The following is a 15761-nucleotide window of genomic DNA, read 5'->3' as shown; positions in this document are numbered from 1 at the left end:
AGGTAGAAGGGTGATTACCCTTATGCGTTGCGTTTGATTTCCACTGTATGTGGATAGGGGATGGAAATACCTTTCTTGTCAAAGGCTTCCTTGACAGCCTGGGTCATGGCGAATTTCACCTCCCAATAGTCTGCCGCGTCGCACCACAGGCGGGTGGTCAAATCCACAGAGCTATCGCCGAGATTGGTGACCCGCACCCAGGGTTCCGGGTCTGTCTTGATGCGGCTGTCGGCTGCGGCCAGCTCAAGGATGACAGCCTTGGCAGCATCGGCACTATCGCCATAGTCAATGCCAAAGACCAGATCCACCCGGCGCGTGGCGTGATGCGAGAAGTTGGTGATGATTGATCCCCAGGCCTGACCATTGGGTACAATGATCTGCACGTTGTCAGGGGTGGTCAGTTCGGTCACAAACAGGTTGAGATCCTTGACGGTCCCGCTGGTGCCGCCAATATCCACATATTGGCCAATCTTATAGGGGCGAAACAGGATCAGCATAAAGCCTGCTGCCAGGTCGCTCAGGGTGCCCTGCAGGGCCAGGCCAATGGCCAGGGTGGCAGCACCCATCATGGCAACCAGGCTGGTGGCCTCGATGCCAAAGATCCCCAGCACGGCAATCAGCACCACCGCCAGCAGGGCCCAACGCAGCATACTTGCGATGAAATTGCCCAAAGTGGCGTCAATCTCCGGGGTGGAATTGATCCGCTTGCGCACGGTTTCGCTGATCATGCCGACGGCAATCCAGCCGATGATTAGCACCACCAGCGCCTTGATGCCGCTTAATACCAGGGGCCAGTAGGCCAGTCCTTGTTCCATAACACCGTTCATCTCTGTCTCACTCTTTTTGGTTTGTTTAAGGCCTATCTTTTGTGAAACACGTCTTGGCCCAGTCCCGCAAGGGGAGTTACACGGCAAAAAGCCCCCAAACGGATTTGGGGGCTTGCGAATGGTATGCGGGCCAGCGGGCCTGGCTGGCGCGTTCTGCGACCCTACGACTTCAGCGCGATGGCCGGAGAGATCACATCTAGCCCCAGGGCTTTGCCAACCGCGTAATAGGTCAGCTTGCCGGCATGGACATTCAGACCGTTCAGCAGATGCGGATCATCTTCGCAGGCCTGCCGCCAGCCCTTGTTCGCCAGGTTCAGCATAAAGGGCAGGGTGGCATTCCCCAGCGCCTGGGTCGAGGTGCGGGCAACTGCACCGGGCATGTTGGCCACGCAGTAATGCATGATGCCGTCGACCTCATAGATCGGGTCGGCATGGGTGGTGGCCCGAGAGGTTTCAAAGCAGCCACCCTGGTCGATGGCCACATCCACCAGCGCAGCGCCAGGTTTCATTTCGCTTAGCATGGCGCGCGAAACGAGCTTTGGGGCTTCGGCGCCGGGGATCAGCACTGCGCCGATCACCATGTCTGCATCGCGCACCAGATCGGCAGTGGCGCCAACGGTAGAATATTGGTTTTTGAAATCGCGGCCGAAGACATCATCCAGATATTTCAGCCGGGTCAGGGAACGATCCAGAATGGTGACATCCGCGCCCATGCCTGCGGCGATCTTGGCCGCATGGGTGCCGACAACGCCGCCACCAATCACCGCGACCTTGGCCGGGGCCACGCCGGGCACGCCGCCCATCAGAATGCCGCGCCCGCCATTGGCTTTTTGCAGGGTCCAGGCGCCGACCTGTGGGGCCAGCCGACCGGCCACTTCGGACATTGGCGCCAGCAGCGGCAGGCCGCCATGGGCATCTGTCACTGTTTCATAGGCAATGGCTGTACAGCCGGATTCCAACAGATCGGTGGTCTGGGCCGGATCTGGGGCCAGGTGCAGATAGGTGAACAGCAATTGGCCTTCGCGCAGCATCTTGCGCTCAACGGCCTGGGGTTCCTTCACTTTGACGATCATGTCTGCGGTGGCAAAGATTTCTTCTGCGGTGTCGATCACCACAGCGCCAGAGGTAAGATAGTCAGCATCGGTAAAGCCTGCGCCCAGGCCTGCGCCTTTTTGTATAAGCACCTGATGGCCATGCTGAACGGCCTCTCGGGCGGCGTCAGGGCTAATGCCGACGCGAAATTCCTGTGGCTTGATCTCTGTAGGGCAGCCGATTTTCATGATCTCTCCTCCATATTATTGCGTCAGTCTGACGCAGCTGGCGGGGAAAGTGCTGCTTTTCTGTGCGTAATAAAAACATGACATTCGAAGATTCTTCGAATACACCAGCGGAAAGTAGCAAGGATCTTTGAAAAAATGTCTCTGGATGGCACGGATCGTCGGATTTTGCAGGTGTTGCAACGGCGGGGCCGGATCTCTAACGCAGAGCTAAGCGAGCGGGTCAACCTGTCGGCATCAGCCTGTCACCGAAGGGTACAGCGGTTGGAAGGCGATGGCTATATCAAAGATTACGTCGCGCTGCTGGATGCCCGCAAGATGGCAGTTTCAACGACGGTGTTTGTTGAGATCACCCTGCAAAGCCAGGCGGATGAGCTGTTGGATGCCTTTGAACGCGCCGTGGCGCGGATCCCGGATGTGCTGGAATGCCACCTGATGGCGGGAACGGCGGATTATTTGCTCAAGGTGGTGGCGGAAAACACGGATGATTTTGCGCGCATCCACCGCCAGCACCTGACCCGGCTGCCGGGGGTGGCGCAGATGCAATCCAGTTTTGCCCTGCGCACCGTCTTCAAGACCACAGCGCTGCCGGTTTAGGGTGAATTGTACAAGCTGTTGATGGCAAATGGGTTTTGCAGATTTGCCTCTGTCTTGCGGCGCCGAACTGTGCTCTGCTGCGGGGGATTGAGAGCGGGAGGCAGGCCATGGAGTGGGACTATATCGTGGTGGGCGCAGGCAGCGCCGGATGTGTTATTGCCAAACGACTGAGCGAGGCAGGCCATCGGGTCCTGCTGCTGGAGGCCGGCGGCAAGGACAATTACCACTGGGTCCATATCCCAATGGGCTATCTCTATTGCATCGACAACCCGCGTACCGACTGGATGTATCGCACCGCCGCTGAACCCGGACTGAACGGGCGCAGCCTGCTTTATCCGCGTGGCAAGGTGCTGGGGGGCTGCTCGTCGATCAATGGGATGCTCTATCTGCGTGGTCAGGCGGCGGATTATGATGGCTGGCGTCAGCGTGGGCTGGTGGGCTGGGGCTGGGACGATGTGCTGCCCTATTTCAAGAAATCCGAAGACTATGTCGAAGGTGCCTCGGACATGCACGGCGAAGGCGGCGAATGGCGGGTGGAAAACCAGCGGCTGCGCTGGGATGTGCTGGACGACTGGATGGAGGCCGCTGCCAGTTGGGGGCTGCCCAAGGTCACCGATTTCAACACCGGCAACAACGAAGGCGTTGGGTATTTTCGGGTCAACCAGCGTGGTGGCTGGCGGATGAATACCGCCAAGGCGTTCTTGCGCACGGTGACCGGCAGCAATCTGAAGGTCGAGACCCAGGCCCATACCCGCCGCATCCTGATTAAGGAAGGTCGCGCGGTTGGAGTGGAATATGACAAGGGCGGTGTCACTCATCAGGCGCGGGCGCGCGGCGAGGTGGTGCTTTCGGCTGGGGCAGTGAACTCGCCGCAGATCCTGCAACTGTCCGGCCTGGGGCCAGGGGAGCTGTTGCAGCAGCACGGCATCGAGGTGCGGCGCGACATGCCGGCCGTTGGGGCCAATCTGCAGGATCACCTGCAACTACGCTGTGCCTGGCGGTTGGAACAGGGGCGCACGCTGAACACATTGGCAAACTCTGTGTTGGGCAAGGCCCGTATTGGCCTGGAGTATGTGCTGAAACGTTCGGGGCCGATGTCGATGGCACCCAGTCAACTGGGGGCCTTTGCGCGTTCGCGTCCAGATCTGGCGACGCCGGATCTGGAATATCATGTGCAGCCCCTGACGCTGGAGGCCTTTGGTCAGCCGCTGCATGACTTTCCCGGCCTGACTGCCAGTGTCTGCAACCTGCGCCCCGAAAGCCGGGGTACGGTGCAGATCGCCTCGGGGGATCCGCATCAGGCACCGGTGATTGCGCCCAATTACCTGTCCACCGAAGGCGACCGGCAGGTGGCGGTTGCGGCGATTCGGCAGGCGCGGGCGATCATGGCGCAACCTGCCATGCGCGCCTATGGCCCGCAAGAAATGAAGCCGGGCGGCGGGTCTGACGATGCGGCGGATCTGATGCGGGCGGCGGGCGACATTGGCACCACGATCTTTCACCCCACCTGCACCGTGCATATGGGGACAGATGAGGCTGCGCCGCTGGATGGCGATTTGCGGCTGCGCGGGGTCCGGGGGCTGCGGGTGGCGGATGCCAGTGCCATGCCCACCATCCCCAGCGGCAATACCAATGCGCCCAGCATCATGATTGGCGAAAAAGCCGCTGATCTGATCCTGGCCACAGCAAAGGCTGCGGCTGCCTAAACTCCGGGCTCCCGGTGCTACCGCAATGCTGCAAAGCGGGCAAAGATGGTTGCACCCGGTGGCGATCTCGCATTCATTGAGGCAAAGGTGTCTTGTGTTGCGCTGGGCGCGTGGCCCGGCGCTGAGCTGACTGCGATGTGAACGCTGTTTGGTTTCAAGACTGACATCAAAGGATTACACTGGCGTGTTAGTGGCATCCGCAACAGATAACACAGTAAAGGAATAGGCCTGTGACCAGCGATATCGAACCCGACTCCTTTGATTGGCTTGAAGCCGAGCTTCAGGACACATTGGACGAGGATATCGAAATTGAATTCGCAGAACCGATGCTGTCGATGGAGCTGCGCAAGATCTACCGCGAGCAGCACCCCGAGATGCTGGATCGGCAGGTCTATTTCCGCAACCTGCTGCGCCTGCAGGCTGAGCTGATCAAACTGCAGGATTGGGTGGTCGAAACCGGGGCCAAGGTTCTGGTCATCATGGAAGGGCGCGACAGCGCCGGCAAAGGCGGAGTAATCAAGCGGATTACCCAACGGCTCAACCCGCGGGTGGCGCGGGTCGTCGCCCTGCCAGCGCCCAGCCGCCGCGAGCAAAGCCAGTGGTATTTCCAGCGCTACGTGCCGCATCTGCCTTCGGGGGGCGAAATCGTGCTGTTTGACCGATCCTGGTACAACCGCGCCGGGGTTGAACGGGTGATGGGCTTTGCCGATGACGACCAGGTCGAGACATTTTTCCGCGATGTGCCCGAGTTTGAGCGTATGCTGGTGCGCTCCAATACCATCGTGCTGAAATACTGGTTCTCTATCACCGACGAAGAACAGCAGCTGCGCTTTATGATGCGTATTCACGATCCGATGAAACAGTGGAAGCTGTCACCAATGGATCTGGAAAGCCGCATTCGCTGGGAGCAATATACCAAAGCCAAGGAAGAGATGTTCGAACGTACCAACATCCCCGAGGCCCCTTGGTATATCGTTGAAGGTAATGATAAAAAGCGCGAACGCCTGAACTGTATCGAACACCTTTTGAGCAAGATCCCCTATCAGGACGTCCCCAGCGAAAAAGTCACGCTGCCGGACCGGGAATATAACCCTGATTACGAACGCCGGGTGCTGCCGGATGAACTCTATGTGCCAAAGGTCTACTGACCGCGAGAGGGTCTAGTCCAGGGCATTGGCATTATCGAGAAAGCGTTGCAGATACTGCGTGAAACTGACGGTTTCCGCCTCGGTGAAACCCTTCAGCAGGTCTCTTTGGCGTTCTAGTGCGCGGGGCAGGATGCGGGCGTGCAGGGCCTGCCCCTCTGGGGTCAGGTACCAGGCCTTTCGCCGTTCATCGCCGCCCGTCGTGGCAAGGGCACGCGCCAGACCGTTGGTCTCTAACCGCTGCAAAGAGCGGCTAACGGCCGCCTTGTCGATGCCCGTGACGCGCGTGGCTTCGGCCACGGGGCAGCCGGGGCTGCGGGTCAGCATCACCAGCATACGCCAATCCATCACGCCGATGCCAAATTCCGCCTGATAGGCGCGCGTTGCCTCTCGGGTCAGGCGGTTGCCGGCAAAGGTAACCAGAACAACGGGGCTGTTGCGATAGCTGAGGGTCGTCGCAGCAGGATCATCCGGGGCACCTGTGGCGGTGACCAGGAATAAATCATCCCTCAGCGCTGACGGGTCGTCGGCATCTTGCGCCTCGTGGGGCAGGCCGGGCAAGTCAGATGGGGGCGGCACGATTGATGGGGGCTGTGTCATGGCGGCATCTTATGGCTGTCGTGTTGACAGATCAACACACGCTGACCTGCCGGTAGCATGGCTTTGCCCAAGGCGCGCCGCCTTTGATCTGTCTTGGATGCATCAGGGGAAGGCCCCGAGATGACAATTGCCTGTGCGCAGGGGGAAGGCGCGCGCCGCTATCGTACCAAAAGCCGCGCATTGTCATCTCGGGCAGAGCCGGGCGTTCCAAATCCGGCTGCAAGCACATGGGCGGACACCCTTGGGTGTGTTGCCCCGTAAGAGAACCATACGGCAAGCTGTGCAGGAATACACGCTAAAGTTTAGTGGTGAGCGGATTTTCGCGCTAACGGGGCCAAGGGCGCGCTACACATGGTTTCAAGGCCCTCAAAATGACAAACCCCCGAGCCAGGGCGCGGGGGTCATCAACTTTGTGTCCAGAAGAAAACTGGAAGCCCAAAAGGCGGATAGAAGGAGCTTAGAGCATACCTTCGCGCTGTGCTTTCTTACGCGCCAGTTTACGGGCACGACGGATAGCTTCAGCTTTCTCGCGCGCTTTTTTCTCGGACGGCTTCTCGAAATGTTGCTTGAGCTTCATTTCACGGAAGACGCCTTCACGCTGCAGCTTTTTCTTCAGAGCGCGGAGCGCCTGATCGACATTGTTGTCACGAACACTAACCTGCATGTGGTTTTCACCACCTTTCTAGATAGAGTTGCAAGGATTTGCAGGAAGTGGCCATATAGCAAAGCCCCTGCATCTTGTCTAGTACTGTGATATGTCGCTGTCAGACCCTATTTATCAGGGCGCGGGCAATTGCGATCCGATCTCGCACCAATAACCTGGAGAGGCCAAGATGAGCACCGAGGAAAATCAAGACACCCCCGCTGGCAATGACGGTCTGATGGATCAGCTGCTGGATGCGGCCCTGCTGCATGTGGTATTTGATGGCTGGTCCAAGGCGAGTTTTGACGCAGCGATTGCCGATGCCGATGTAAATCCGGTGCTGGCGCAGGCGCTGTGCCCGCGCGGTGCCCTGGATCTGGCGGTGGCCTATCACCAGCGCGGCGATCAGGCGATGCTGGCGCGTCTGGCGGCGTCAGATCTGTCGGGGCTGCGGTTTCGTGACAAGATTGCCGCCCTTGTGCGCTATCGCCTGGACGCGGCCGAGGACAAGGACGCGGTGCGGCGCGGTGTGACGCTCTTTGCGCTGCCCAACCACGCCGCCGAAGGTGCCAAGCTGGTCTGGGGAACCTGCGATGCCATCTGGACAGCGCTGGGCGACACATCGGACGACCTGAACTGGTACAGCAAGCGCACCATACTGTCGGGGGTCTATTCTTCGACGCTGCTGTATTGGCTGGGCGATGACAGTCCTGATCATCAGGCAACCTGGGAGTTTCTGGATCGGCGCATCGATAATGTGATGCAGTTTGAAAAGGTCAAGGCGGACCTGAACAAGAATCCCTTGCTCAAGCCGTTCCTGGCCGGCCCTGCTTGGCTGTCGGCCCAGATCAGACGCCCGGCCCCGCATGACGATTTGCCGGGGCAGTCTCGCGGTTCGTGACTGCGGGTTGTGACCCAGGGCAGGTTGCGTAACACTGTGCATCGGTTACGTGCTCCTGCAGCATGATAGATTACCAAGTAAGAGCAAATCGCGTGACGGTAAAGGAACGCGACAGGCTTTCGCATCAGGCTGGGCAATGCCCGGCGCCCGTGACAAGCTGGTGCCAAAGAAGACAAGAAGCTCAGACCTGACGGCTGGGCCGGAACAAGAGGATCCCCCGCATGAGCGATACGATGCGTGCCGTTGAAATCTCGATCCCAGGCGGGCCAGAGGTGCTGACCCTGACCCAGCGGCCCATGCCGCAGCCGACCCATGGTCAGGTGGTGCTGAAGGTGGCCTATGCCGGGGTCAATCGCCCCGATGCGCTGCAACGCGCCGGCGCCTACAATCCGCCCCCCGGTGCCAGTGATCTACCGGGGCTAGAGGCATCTGGCGAAGTGGTGGCGCTGGGCGCCGGTGTCACGGGGCTGGAAATTGGCGATCGGGTCTGTGCCCTGCTGCCCGGTGGTGGCTACGCCGAATATGTCGCAACCCCGGCGGCCCATTGCCTGCCCATTCCAGATGGCCTGAGCCTTAAGCAGGCGGCCTGCCTGCCCGAGACCTGTTTCACTGTCTGGTCGAATGTTTTCACCCGTGGCGGGCTGAAAGCGGGCGAGCGTTTCTTGGTGCATGGTGGATCCTCCGGCATTGGTACAACAGCGATCCAGCTGGCGACGGCGCTGGGCGCGCGGGTCTTTACCACCGCTGGGTCGGATGAGAAATGCCAGGCCTGCCTGGATCTCGGGGCGGAACGTGCGATCAACTACAAGGATGAGGATTTTGTCGAGGTGCTGCGCGCCGAGGGCGGGGCTGACCTGATCCTTGATATGGTTGGCGGAGATTATATTCCCCGCAATATCAAAACTCTCGCGGATGATGGCCGCATGGTACATATCGCGTTCCTGTCCGGTCCCAAGGCCGAGCTGAACTTTGCCCAGATCATGGCGCGCCGCCTGACGGTGACAGGATCAACCCTGCGGCCGCAAAGCGATCTGGCCAAGGCCCGCATCGCGCAGGATCTGTTCGAAGTGGTCTGGCCCCTTATCGAGGCTGGCAAGCTGGCTCCGGTGATGGATAGTGAATTTGCGCTGGAAGAGGCCGCCGCCGCCCATGCTCGCATGGAAAGTTCGGGCCATATCGGCAAGATCGTTCTGAAAGTTTCCGACATCTAGCCGGACAGGTGCGGTGCAGGTCGCCGCACCGAAGCCGCAGGGCACCTGCAGAAGGTTGGGAAAACGCGCCTGACCCCGGGGGACGGTGGGGACGGCCAAGCGCCGCCCGGTGGGCGCCGGGCGATACCTCCTCGGCTGTCCCCAGCAGCGTAAGAGGAGGAAGCTGTCAGCGCACCGCGCGCCGATAGAGATGCCAACTGGCATGTCCCAGGATTGGGATCACCAACACCAGCCCGGCAAAGGCAGGCAGGGAGCCGAGAAAAACCGCCAGCGCCACAAAGGCCCCCCAGGTCAGGGTCACGCGCGGGTTGCGCCGCACCAGTCTGACCGAGGTGATGACGGCGACGGGCAGACCGACATTACGTTCCAGCAGCAGCGGAAAAGAGACCAGGCTGACGGCCAGGGCAGTGATTGCAAAGATTGCGCCAGTCAGCCCGCCCCAAAAGATCATTTGCCAGCCCTCGGGCTGTTGCACGATGGAAAGCAGGAAAGAGCTGAGAGAGCTTGGCGCCTCGGGGCCGAGGGTGTGGTTGTAGATTGCATTCGCCACCATCAGCCAAGCCGTGAATAGCACCGCTAGGTAAAATCCGAGGGCCAGGACCGACAGCAGCGCCGGAGAGCGCAGCACCTCAAAGGCATCGCCCCAGCGCGGGGTGAAGCCGGCAGCCCGACGCGCCGACATCATGTACAGCCCGACAGAAGCTGCGGGGCCCAGCAGGGCAAAGCCCAGAATCAGCGGAAAGATCAGCGGCAGCATGTTGACGTGCAGGCTCATGATCACCAGACCAAGGCCGATCAGCGGGTAGCACAGGATCAGAAACATTGCATCGCTGCGGCAGGCGGCAAAATCCTCGACCCCGGCCTTCAGCGCGGCACGCAGATCCGACATTTCCAGGTGGTTCAACTCGGGTCGGGCCGTGGTCTCATCGCTGCCCAGGTGTGCCACTGAATCCGAGACATGTGCCGAGGTTAAGCCCAGATGCTGTGCCAGCCAACTGAGCGGGTTTCCGATTGTGTGTGCCATGTGCGTGCTCCCTTTCATCCCATAAGAGGGCCCGGATCAAGGATGCCGCAAAGCCGCGCCAGGGGGCAGAGCCGTCTCGCGCTGCAGAGTCGGGCCAATGCGGCACAGGACCCATATTATCAAGATCTAGCGCATAGCGTGATCACATCCAGCCCACCGACCTTCACAAGCCCGCGACAGGGGCGCGAGTGCGAGATATCAGCTTTGGTACAAAAGGGGCCAATAGACCAAGCTGGGGAAGCTCGGGATCGCAGTTGCCAATGAAACGGCGCCAAGTGGAAGCATAAGGATATTGGCGGTCGAGATGCCCCAGAACGTCCACCGCCAGGAGTGCCATTGGCGTGCTGCCAATTGGTTTGCGGTGAAAAGAACAATCACGATCAGCCAGAAGAGGAGCTGCCTTTGCCGCCCCTCTGCCAAGGCATCTATCAGGCCCCTGACGCCCCAAGGGGCAGCTAGGTTGAGTGCGGCAAAGGTGACGACCGGTCCGATTCTCATGTCACCTAATTGGTGTGAAATGCGCATCCTTTAGCGAACAATCCTTGATCACGTCACGCCCGCAGGGCACGGGTTGCAGGTCGCGGGACAGGCACAGGCGGACCTCTTGGATGTGATGATCGCGGCAGGTCACGGTGACGCTGTCGGCATCAAACTGCGGGTTGGCCTGCAAAAACGCCTGTTCGACCAGTGTGGCGGGCAGGGTCACGGCGCGCTCCAGCTTGCGAAAGATCGCCGGGCGGGTGACGCTGTCATAGGCCGCGCGCGACAGATCAAGATAGGAGCGGGCGCCTAGACCGGAACAGGTGCCGTGCTTTTTCCACTGATGCCAGGCGAGACCGGGAGTCCCCATGATATCAGCCATTTTCGCTGTATCACTGCGCCGGGGCGGGGCCTGGGTTGTGCGGCAATAGCTGGGCCAGCCGCGATGAAACTGCGGCCAAAGCCCATGTAGGGTCCAGCCATGGTCGTGACGCGGATCACATTGGTCGGACCCCTTGGCGTCGCCTTCGATCTCGCACCAGTTGGGCGACCAGCTAAGCGCCAGAACGTAATAGTCAAATTCACCGGCGACCTCTCCATCTGCCCAAGCGGCAAGGGTGAAAGGCCCGGTCAGGGCGAGAAATATTGCTAAAAAGAACCTGCGCATCGCCTCTTTCCTTATGAAATCAGCACGACTATATAGAATGGAAGTTCCCCGACAATGGATACCGACCCCAAATGACCGGGGCAGCCTAATTCAGGCGACGGGAAAGTTGTATTTCGGGACAGGACGCCAGGTTTAGGAGATGAGCACATGGCAAAACCATTGATGACCAAAGCTACCGCCGTGTGGCTGGTGGACAATACAACGATCAGCTTCAAGCAGATCGCGGATTTCGTCGGCATGCACGAGCTGGAAATTCAGGGCATTGCCGATGGTGATGTGGCGGCCGGCGTCAAAGGTTTTGATCCGGTGACCAACAATCAGCTGACCCAGGATGAAATTGACAAGGCCGAAGCCAACCCCTTGTACAAGCTGAAGCTCAAATTCAACGCGGCAGCGGCCGGCGAGGAAAAGCGCCGTGGCCCGCGCTACACGCCGCTGTCCAAACGTCAGGACCGGCCCAATTCGATTCTCTGGCTGGTCAAGTTCCACCCAGAGCTGTCGGATGGCCAGATCGCCAAGCTGGTCGGCACCACCAAACCAACAATTCAGTCGATCCGCGAACGCACCCACTGGAATATTTCCAACATGCAGCCGATTGATCCGGTTGCTCTGGGCCTGTGCAAGCAGTCCGAACTGGACGCGATCGTGCAGAAGGCAGCAGCCAAGAAAGCGGCTGAAGGCGGCGTGATGAGCGATGATGAACGGCGCAAGCTGGTTTCGACCGAGCAATCGCTGGAAATGGAAACCGAATCCAAGATCCCCGCCGGGATCGAAGGCCTGGAGAGCTTTACCCTTGGCGGTGGCAGTTCGCGCCCCTCGGCCGATCCGGTTGTTGACGCGGATAGCTTTTTCAACCTGCCCGATGTAGCGGATGACGACGAAGACGAAGAAGGCGGCGAGACCTCGCGCAGCTGATCGTTTCGCGGGCAGCGCCGTTGCCCCGCGCTGGAAAAATTTCAGACCATGCTCTTCCGGGCATGGTCTTTTTTTGTGCTGCGGCCGCCGTATCCTATAGTTGTTTGCGGGCCTTGAGGGCGGCGCTGATGGTGCCATCGTCCAGGTAATCCAGCTCGCCGCCGATGGGGACGCCCTGGGCCAGGGTGGTGATCTGCACCTGATCGTCCAACTGGTCGGCAATGTAGTGGGCCGTGGTTTGGCCGTCTATGGTGACGTTTAGCGCCAAAATCACCTCGCGGAGGCCCTCGCTTGCGACCCGGTCCACCAGGCGCGGAATGCGCAAATCGTCCGGACCGACGGCATCCAGCGCCGACAATGTGCCGCCAAGCACGTGATACCGCCCCTTGAAAACCTGCGCCCGCTCCATCGCCCAAAGGTCGGAAACGGTTTCCACCACGCAGATTTCGCCATTGGCGCGCCGCTCGTCGCTGCAAATACCGCAGATATCGCTGGTGCCGACATTGCCACAGTTCAGACATTCGCGGGCGGTGGCTGCCACCGCGCCAAGGCTATCGGCCAGCGGCGTCAGCAGCAGTGCGCGTTTGCGAATCAGATGCAGCACCGCCCGGCGGGCAGAGCGAGGCCCCATGCCGGGAAGTTTCGCCATAAGGGCAATCAGGTGCTCGATCTCGCTGAGGCTGTCGTCGGTCATATAGGATCCTTTGCGCTTGTCCGCATATAGGCGCAAAGCGGCGGGGCGCTGCAAGGCCCATGGGAACGTCGGGCGGGCTTTGTTTCTGGTTGCGGGTCTTTTACTAGGCTATGGTACGCGTGATGTGGCCTCACCTTGGCGTCTTATGCCGTCTGAATGATATTACCTCTTGAAAAATAATCGTAGCCCGCGCATACAGGCAGGGCTAACGTTTTTCTTTTTCGACCCACTGTCTCCCGTTTACGGCGTTCAGTCTTCGATCCAGACCTACCACGCCGGGCTGCCGCACCAACGCGGGCAGCATTTAATAGGAGATTACGGACATGGCTTCAGGCACCGTAAAATGGTTTAACTCGACCAAAGGCTTCGGCTTCATTGCACCCGATGGCGGCAGCAAAGACGTATTTGTTCACATTTCTGCTGTTGAGCGTTCCGGTCTGACCGGTCTGGCCGACAACCAGAAAGTAACATTCGACATCGAACCCGGCCGCGACGGTCGTGAGTCCGCTGTGAACCTCGAACTGGCGTAAGCCTTTTCCGAGCCAGAATTTGAAACGCGGTCTCCCCAGTGGAGGCCGCGTTTTTCTTTGGCCGATGTCCTGCCGAAATCTGTGATTCGCCTAAATGGGCCATTAAAAAAGGCGACCCCTAAGGACCGCCTTTGCTGTTTTGATCTGCCGTCCCCCCTTAGAAGGGCAGCTTGATATCCTTGGGCAGGCCCATGCTTTCGGTCAGGCGGGTCATTTCTTCCTGCGCCTTCACGGTGGCCTTGGCCTGGGCATCCTTGATAGCGGCCAGGATCAGATCCTCGACAACTTCCTTGTCGTCGCCAGAAAAGATCGAGGGATCAATGTTGAGCTCTTTCAGCTCTCCCTTGGCAGAGGCGGTGGCTTTCACCAGGCCGGCGCCGGCCTCGCCAACCACCATGACATTGTGCAGCTCTTCCTGCATCTCTGCCATTTTGGTTTGCAGTTCCTGTGCCGATTTCATCATCTTGGCCATATCGCCAAGACCACCAAGGCCTTTGAGCATCTGTCTTCTCCTGAAGTGTTCTGTTGTGCCTTAAATACGGGCGGTGCGGCTGTGGTACAAGGGGCAGGGCAGGATCAATATCCGGCCCTACGGTGCATATCCGGGCGGGGTCAGTCTTCCTCGAAGGGGTCCCATTCGTCTTCTACTTCCGGCAGGGCTTCGGCCTCGACCTCGGCGGCGAGCTCTTCTGCGGTGCGGATGCGGGTGATCTTCGCCTTGGGAAAGCTCTCCATGACTGCCTGTACCAGCGGGTGTTCGCTTGCCTTGGCGCGCAGGGCGTTTTCGACCGCATTCTCGCGTTCGGTGATGGTTTCACCACCGCCGTCGTTTTCCAGCGAGATGATCCAGCGGGCCTGGGTCCAGGTTTGCAGCTGTTGTCCCAGCCGGGCGGCAAGGTCCCTGGGGGCGTCCCGGGTTGGCTGGATGGTGATCCGGCCCGGCTGATAGGCCACAAGGCGCAGGTAGGTTTTCACATATTCCAGCAGCAGCCCGTCGCGGCGCAGCCGAATCAGATCAACCACATGTTCAAAGCTGGGATACTGGGCCAGCGCCTGGGCTGTTTCTGGCGCCAGCGCGGTGGCCGGGCCGCTGCCGACTCCGCTATGCGAGACCGCCGCTGATGCCATGGGTGCGTTGCCAGAGGGGGCCGTGTTGCCCCCGGCCATATGACCGCCCATGGCCTGTACCGGCGTGCCCGCCGATGCGCCGATATTTGCCCCGCCACCGGGGCCAATGGGTGGCGGTGGGGTGTCTTGCAGCTTGCGGATCAGCTCTTCCGGGCTGGGCAGGTCGGCCACATGGGTCAGGCGGATCACCGCCATTTCAGCCGCCATCATGGCGTTTGGCGCGGCGGCGACCTCTTCCAGGGCCTTCAGCAGCATCTGCCACATGCGGGTCAGCACCCGCATCGCCAGGGTCTCGGCCATCTGTTGGCCGCGGGTGCGTTCATCCGGGCTGACGGTGGGATCTTCGGCGGCATCGGGGGTGATCTTCACCACCGATACCCAATGGGTGATTTCGGCCAGATCGCGCAGCACTGCCAGGGGATCGGCACCCTCGGCATATTGCGCGCTCAGCTCGGTCAGTGCCGCCGCAGCATCGCCGCGCAGGATCATATCCATCAGATCCAGCACCCGACCGCGATCGGCTAGCCCCAGCATGGCGCGCACCTGATCGGCGGTGGTTTCGCCAGCCCCGTGGGAAATGGCCTGATCCAGCAATGAGGTCGCGTCTCGGGCCGACCCTTCGGCTGCGCGGGTGATCAGGGCCAGAGCGTCTTCGCTGATCTCGGCACCTTCGGCTGATGCGATCTTGCGCATCAGCGTAATCATCACTTCGGGTTCGATCCGGCGCAGGTCAAAGCGCTGACAGCGCGACAGGACCGTCACCGGCACCTTGCGGATTTCGGTGGTGGCAAAGATGAATTTCACATGTGCTGGCGGTTCTTCCAGCGTCTTCAGCAGCGCGTTGAAGGCGCTGGTGGACAGCATGTGGACCTCATCAATGATATAGATCTTATAACGGGCTGAGGCGGCGCGGTATTGGACCGAATCAATGATTTCGCGAATATCGCCAACCCCGGTACGGCTTGCGGCATCCATTTCCATCACATCGACATGGCGGCCTTCCATGATGGCGGTGCAGTGTTCACACTGGCCACAGGGCTCTGTGGTGGGTTGGCCGGAGCCATCGGGACCGATGCAGTTCATGCCCTTGGCAATGATGCGCGCGGTGGTTGTTTTGCCGGTGCCGCGAATACCCGTCATAATAAAGGCTTGGGCGATCCGGTTGGTTTCAAACGCATTTTTCAGCGTTCTGACCATGGCATCCTGGCCGACCAGATCGGCAAATGTCTCGGGGCGGTATTTGCGCGCCAAGACTTGATACTGGGATTGGCTGCTGTCGCTTGTGCTATCGTTCATAGGTCTCTTGCCGGATTCGGATGGGCGGGATCGCGCGTGGGGCAAGGTACGCGGGCAGAGGGGCTTCGTCCACCGCTGTTGACCAATGCCGGGACGCAGGCCAGTCTTTTGGTTCAGATC

General features: G+C 60.1%; 16 protein-coding genes. 7 read left to right on the top strand and 9 right to left on the bottom strand.

The genetic code is table 11. The features are described 5' to 3' along the window. Positions 1-20: 20 nt before the first annotated feature. Together ACN0VH_RS09775 and ald are read right to left on the bottom strand one after the other, a co-directional pair. The gene (locus tag ACN0VH_RS09775; RefSeq protein ID WP_417700516.1) at positions 21-827 is read right to left on the bottom strand and encodes a mechanosensitive ion channel family protein; all 807 of its coding nucleotides are present in this window, start codon (positions 825-827) and stop codon (positions 21-23) included. A 161-nt stretch (positions 828-988) separates the two neighbouring features. After that, positions 989-2107 carry an alanine dehydrogenase gene (gene ald / locus ACN0VH_RS09770; RefSeq protein WP_417700515.1) on the bottom strand — a complete coding sequence of 373 codons (1119 nt, stop codon included), beginning with the start codon at positions 2105-2107 and terminating at the stop codon, positions 989-991. A 135-nt stretch (positions 2108-2242) separates the two neighbouring features. On the opposite strand from ald, the gene ACN0VH_RS09765 reads away from it, so the two are divergent. The 3 genes from ACN0VH_RS09765 to ppk2 all read left to right on the top strand — a co-directional run bounded on the left by ACN0VH_RS09765 (position 2243) and on the right by ppk2 (position 5555). Further along, a complete protein-coding gene (locus tag ACN0VH_RS09765) occupies positions 2243-2701 on the top strand; it encodes an Lrp/AsnC family transcriptional regulator (protein ID WP_278922872.1) in 459 nt (152 codons plus the stop codon). A gap of 107 nt (positions 2702-2808) precedes the next feature. Further along, positions 2809-4407 carry a GMC family oxidoreductase gene (locus ACN0VH_RS09760; RefSeq protein ID WP_417700514.1) on the top strand — a complete coding sequence of 533 codons (1599 nt, stop codon included), beginning with the start codon at positions 2809-2811 and terminating at the stop codon, positions 4405-4407. Between the two features lie 230 nt (positions 4408-4637). After that, entirely contained in the window at positions 4638-5555 is a 918-nt protein-coding gene (gene ppk2, locus ACN0VH_RS09755) for a polyphosphate kinase 2 (RefSeq protein ID WP_278922874.1), read from the top strand. 12 nt (positions 5556-5567) lie between these two features. Here ppk2 and ACN0VH_RS09750 read toward each other — a convergent pair whose 3' ends face one another. After that, on the bottom strand, positions 5568-6152 hold the full coding sequence (locus ACN0VH_RS09750) for a MarR family winged helix-turn-helix transcriptional regulator (protein WP_417700513.1): 585 nt from the start codon (positions 6150-6152) through the stop codon (positions 5568-5570). Positions 6153-6609: 457 nt separating this feature from the next. Then, on the bottom strand, positions 6610-6816 hold the full coding sequence (gene rpsU, locus ACN0VH_RS09745) for a 30S ribosomal protein S21 (protein ID WP_008207378.1): 207 nt from the start codon (positions 6814-6816) through the stop codon (positions 6610-6612). A gap of 169 nt (positions 6817-6985) precedes the next feature. Between rpsU and ACN0VH_RS09740 the strand changes: the two genes are divergently transcribed. Together ACN0VH_RS09740 and ACN0VH_RS09735 are read left to right on the top strand one after the other, a co-directional pair. After that, a complete protein-coding gene (locus tag ACN0VH_RS09740; protein WP_278922876.1) occupies positions 6986-7696 on the top strand; it encodes a COQ9 family protein in 711 nt (236 codons plus the stop codon). A 221-nt stretch (positions 7697-7917) separates the two neighbouring features. Continuing rightward, on the top strand, positions 7918-8907 hold the full coding sequence (locus ACN0VH_RS09735) for an NAD(P)H-quinone oxidoreductase (protein ID WP_417700512.1): 990 nt from the start codon (positions 7918-7920) through the stop codon (positions 8905-8907). A gap of 166 nt (positions 8908-9073) precedes the next feature. Here the strand turns inward: ACN0VH_RS09735 and ACN0VH_RS09730 are convergent, their stop codons facing one another. Together ACN0VH_RS09730 and ACN0VH_RS09725 are read right to left on the bottom strand one after the other, a co-directional pair. Further along, positions 9074-9931 carry a DUF2189 domain-containing protein gene (locus ACN0VH_RS09730; RefSeq protein ID WP_278922878.1) on the bottom strand — a complete coding sequence of 286 codons (858 nt, stop codon included), beginning with the start codon at positions 9929-9931 and terminating at the stop codon, positions 9074-9076. A gap of 499 nt (positions 9932-10430) precedes the next feature. After that, on the bottom strand, positions 10431-11078 hold the full coding sequence (locus tag ACN0VH_RS09725; RefSeq protein WP_278922879.1) for a ribonuclease T2 family protein: 648 nt from the start codon (positions 11076-11078) through the stop codon (positions 10431-10433). Between the two features lie 147 nt (positions 11079-11225). Between ACN0VH_RS09725 and ACN0VH_RS09720 the strand changes: the two genes are divergently transcribed. Beyond that, positions 11226-11993 carry a DUF1013 domain-containing protein gene (locus ACN0VH_RS09720; RefSeq protein ID WP_278922880.1) on the top strand — a complete coding sequence of 256 codons (768 nt, stop codon included), beginning with the start codon at positions 11226-11228 and terminating at the stop codon, positions 11991-11993. Positions 11994-12087: 94 nt separating this feature from the next. On the opposite strand, the gene recR is transcribed toward ACN0VH_RS09720, so the two are convergent. Next, positions 12088-12687: a recombination mediator RecR gene (gene recR / locus ACN0VH_RS09715; protein WP_278922881.1), complete on the bottom strand. Its 600-nt coding sequence runs from the start codon at positions 12685-12687 to the stop codon at positions 12088-12090. 323 nt (positions 12688-13010) lie between these two features. Between recR and ACN0VH_RS09710 the strand changes: the two genes are divergently transcribed. Next, entirely contained in the window at positions 13011-13217 is a 207-nt protein-coding gene (locus ACN0VH_RS09710) for a cold-shock protein (RefSeq protein ID WP_009809887.1), read from the top strand. Positions 13218-13374: 157 nt separating this feature from the next. On the opposite strand, the gene ACN0VH_RS09705 is transcribed toward ACN0VH_RS09710, so the two are convergent. Then, positions 13375-13719 carry a YbaB/EbfC family nucleoid-associated protein gene (locus ACN0VH_RS09705; protein WP_278922882.1) on the bottom strand — a complete coding sequence of 115 codons (345 nt, stop codon included), beginning with the start codon at positions 13717-13719 and terminating at the stop codon, positions 13375-13377. Positions 13720-13829: 110 nt separating this feature from the next. Beyond that, positions 13830-15641 (bottom strand): DNA polymerase III subunit gamma/tau, encoded by a 1812-nt coding sequence (locus ACN0VH_RS09700; RefSeq protein WP_417700511.1) that lies wholly within the window; start codon positions 15639-15641, stop codon positions 13830-13832. Positions 15642-15761 lie beyond the last annotated feature (120 nt).

Source organism: Pseudophaeobacter sp., from assembly GCF_048267565.1.
GTDB lineage: Bacteria > Pseudomonadota > Alphaproteobacteria > Rhodobacterales > Rhodobacteraceae > Pseudophaeobacter > Pseudophaeobacter profundi.
The sequence above is the reverse complement of the archived record's forward strand: the minus strand, read 5'-3'. Positions and strand labels throughout refer to the sequence as shown.

Bases quoted from the DNA above. Each gene is read 5' to 3' on its own strand.
- ACN0VH_RS09775 (WP_417700516.1), bottom strand. From the start codon at position 827: ATGAACGGTGTTATGGAACAAGGACTGGCCTACTGGCCCCTGGTATTA.
- ald (WP_417700515.1), bottom strand. From the start codon at position 2,107: ATGAAAATCGGCTGCCCTACAGAGATCAAGCCACAGGAATTTCGCGTC.
- ACN0VH_RS09765 (WP_278922872.1), top strand. From the start codon at position 2,243: ATGTCTCTGGATGGCACGGATCGTCGGATTTTGCAGGTGTTGCAACGG.
- ACN0VH_RS09760 (WP_417700514.1), top strand. From the start codon at position 2,809: ATGGAGTGGGACTATATCGTGGTGGGCGCAGGCAGCGCCGGATGTGTT.
- ACN0VH_RS09750 (WP_417700513.1), bottom strand. From the start codon at position 6,152: ATGACACAGCCCCCATCAATCGTGCCGCCCCCATCTGACTTGCCCGGC.
- rpsU (WP_008207378.1), bottom strand. From the start codon at position 6,816: ATGCAGGTTAGTGTTCGTGACAACAATGTCGATCAGGCGCTCCGCGCT.
- ACN0VH_RS09740 (WP_278922876.1), top strand. From the start codon at position 6,986: ATGAGCACCGAGGAAAATCAAGACACCCCCGCTGGCAATGACGGTCTG.
- ACN0VH_RS09735 (WP_417700512.1), top strand. From the start codon at position 7,918: ATGAGCGATACGATGCGTGCCGTTGAAATCTCGATCCCAGGCGGGCCA.
- ACN0VH_RS09730 (WP_278922878.1), bottom strand. From the start codon at position 9,931: ATGGCACACACAATCGGAAACCCGCTCAGTTGGCTGGCACAGCATCTG.
- ACN0VH_RS09725 (WP_278922879.1), bottom strand. From the start codon at position 11,078: ATGCGCAGGTTCTTTTTAGCAATATTTCTCGCCCTGACCGGGCCTTTC.
- ACN0VH_RS09720 (WP_278922880.1), top strand. From the start codon at position 11,226: ATGGCAAAACCATTGATGACCAAAGCTACCGCCGTGTGGCTGGTGGAC.
- recR (WP_278922881.1), bottom strand. From the start codon at position 12,687: ATGACCGACGACAGCCTCAGCGAGATCGAGCACCTGATTGCCCTTATG.
- ACN0VH_RS09710 (WP_009809887.1), top strand. From the start codon at position 13,011: ATGGCTTCAGGCACCGTAAAATGGTTTAACTCGACCAAAGGCTTCGGC.
- ACN0VH_RS09705 (WP_278922882.1), bottom strand. From the start codon at position 13,719: ATGCTCAAAGGCCTTGGTGGTCTTGGCGATATGGCCAAGATGATGAAA.
- ACN0VH_RS09700 (WP_417700511.1), bottom strand. From the start codon at position 15,641: ATGAACGATAGCACAAGCGACAGCAGCCAATCCCAGTATCAAGTCTTG.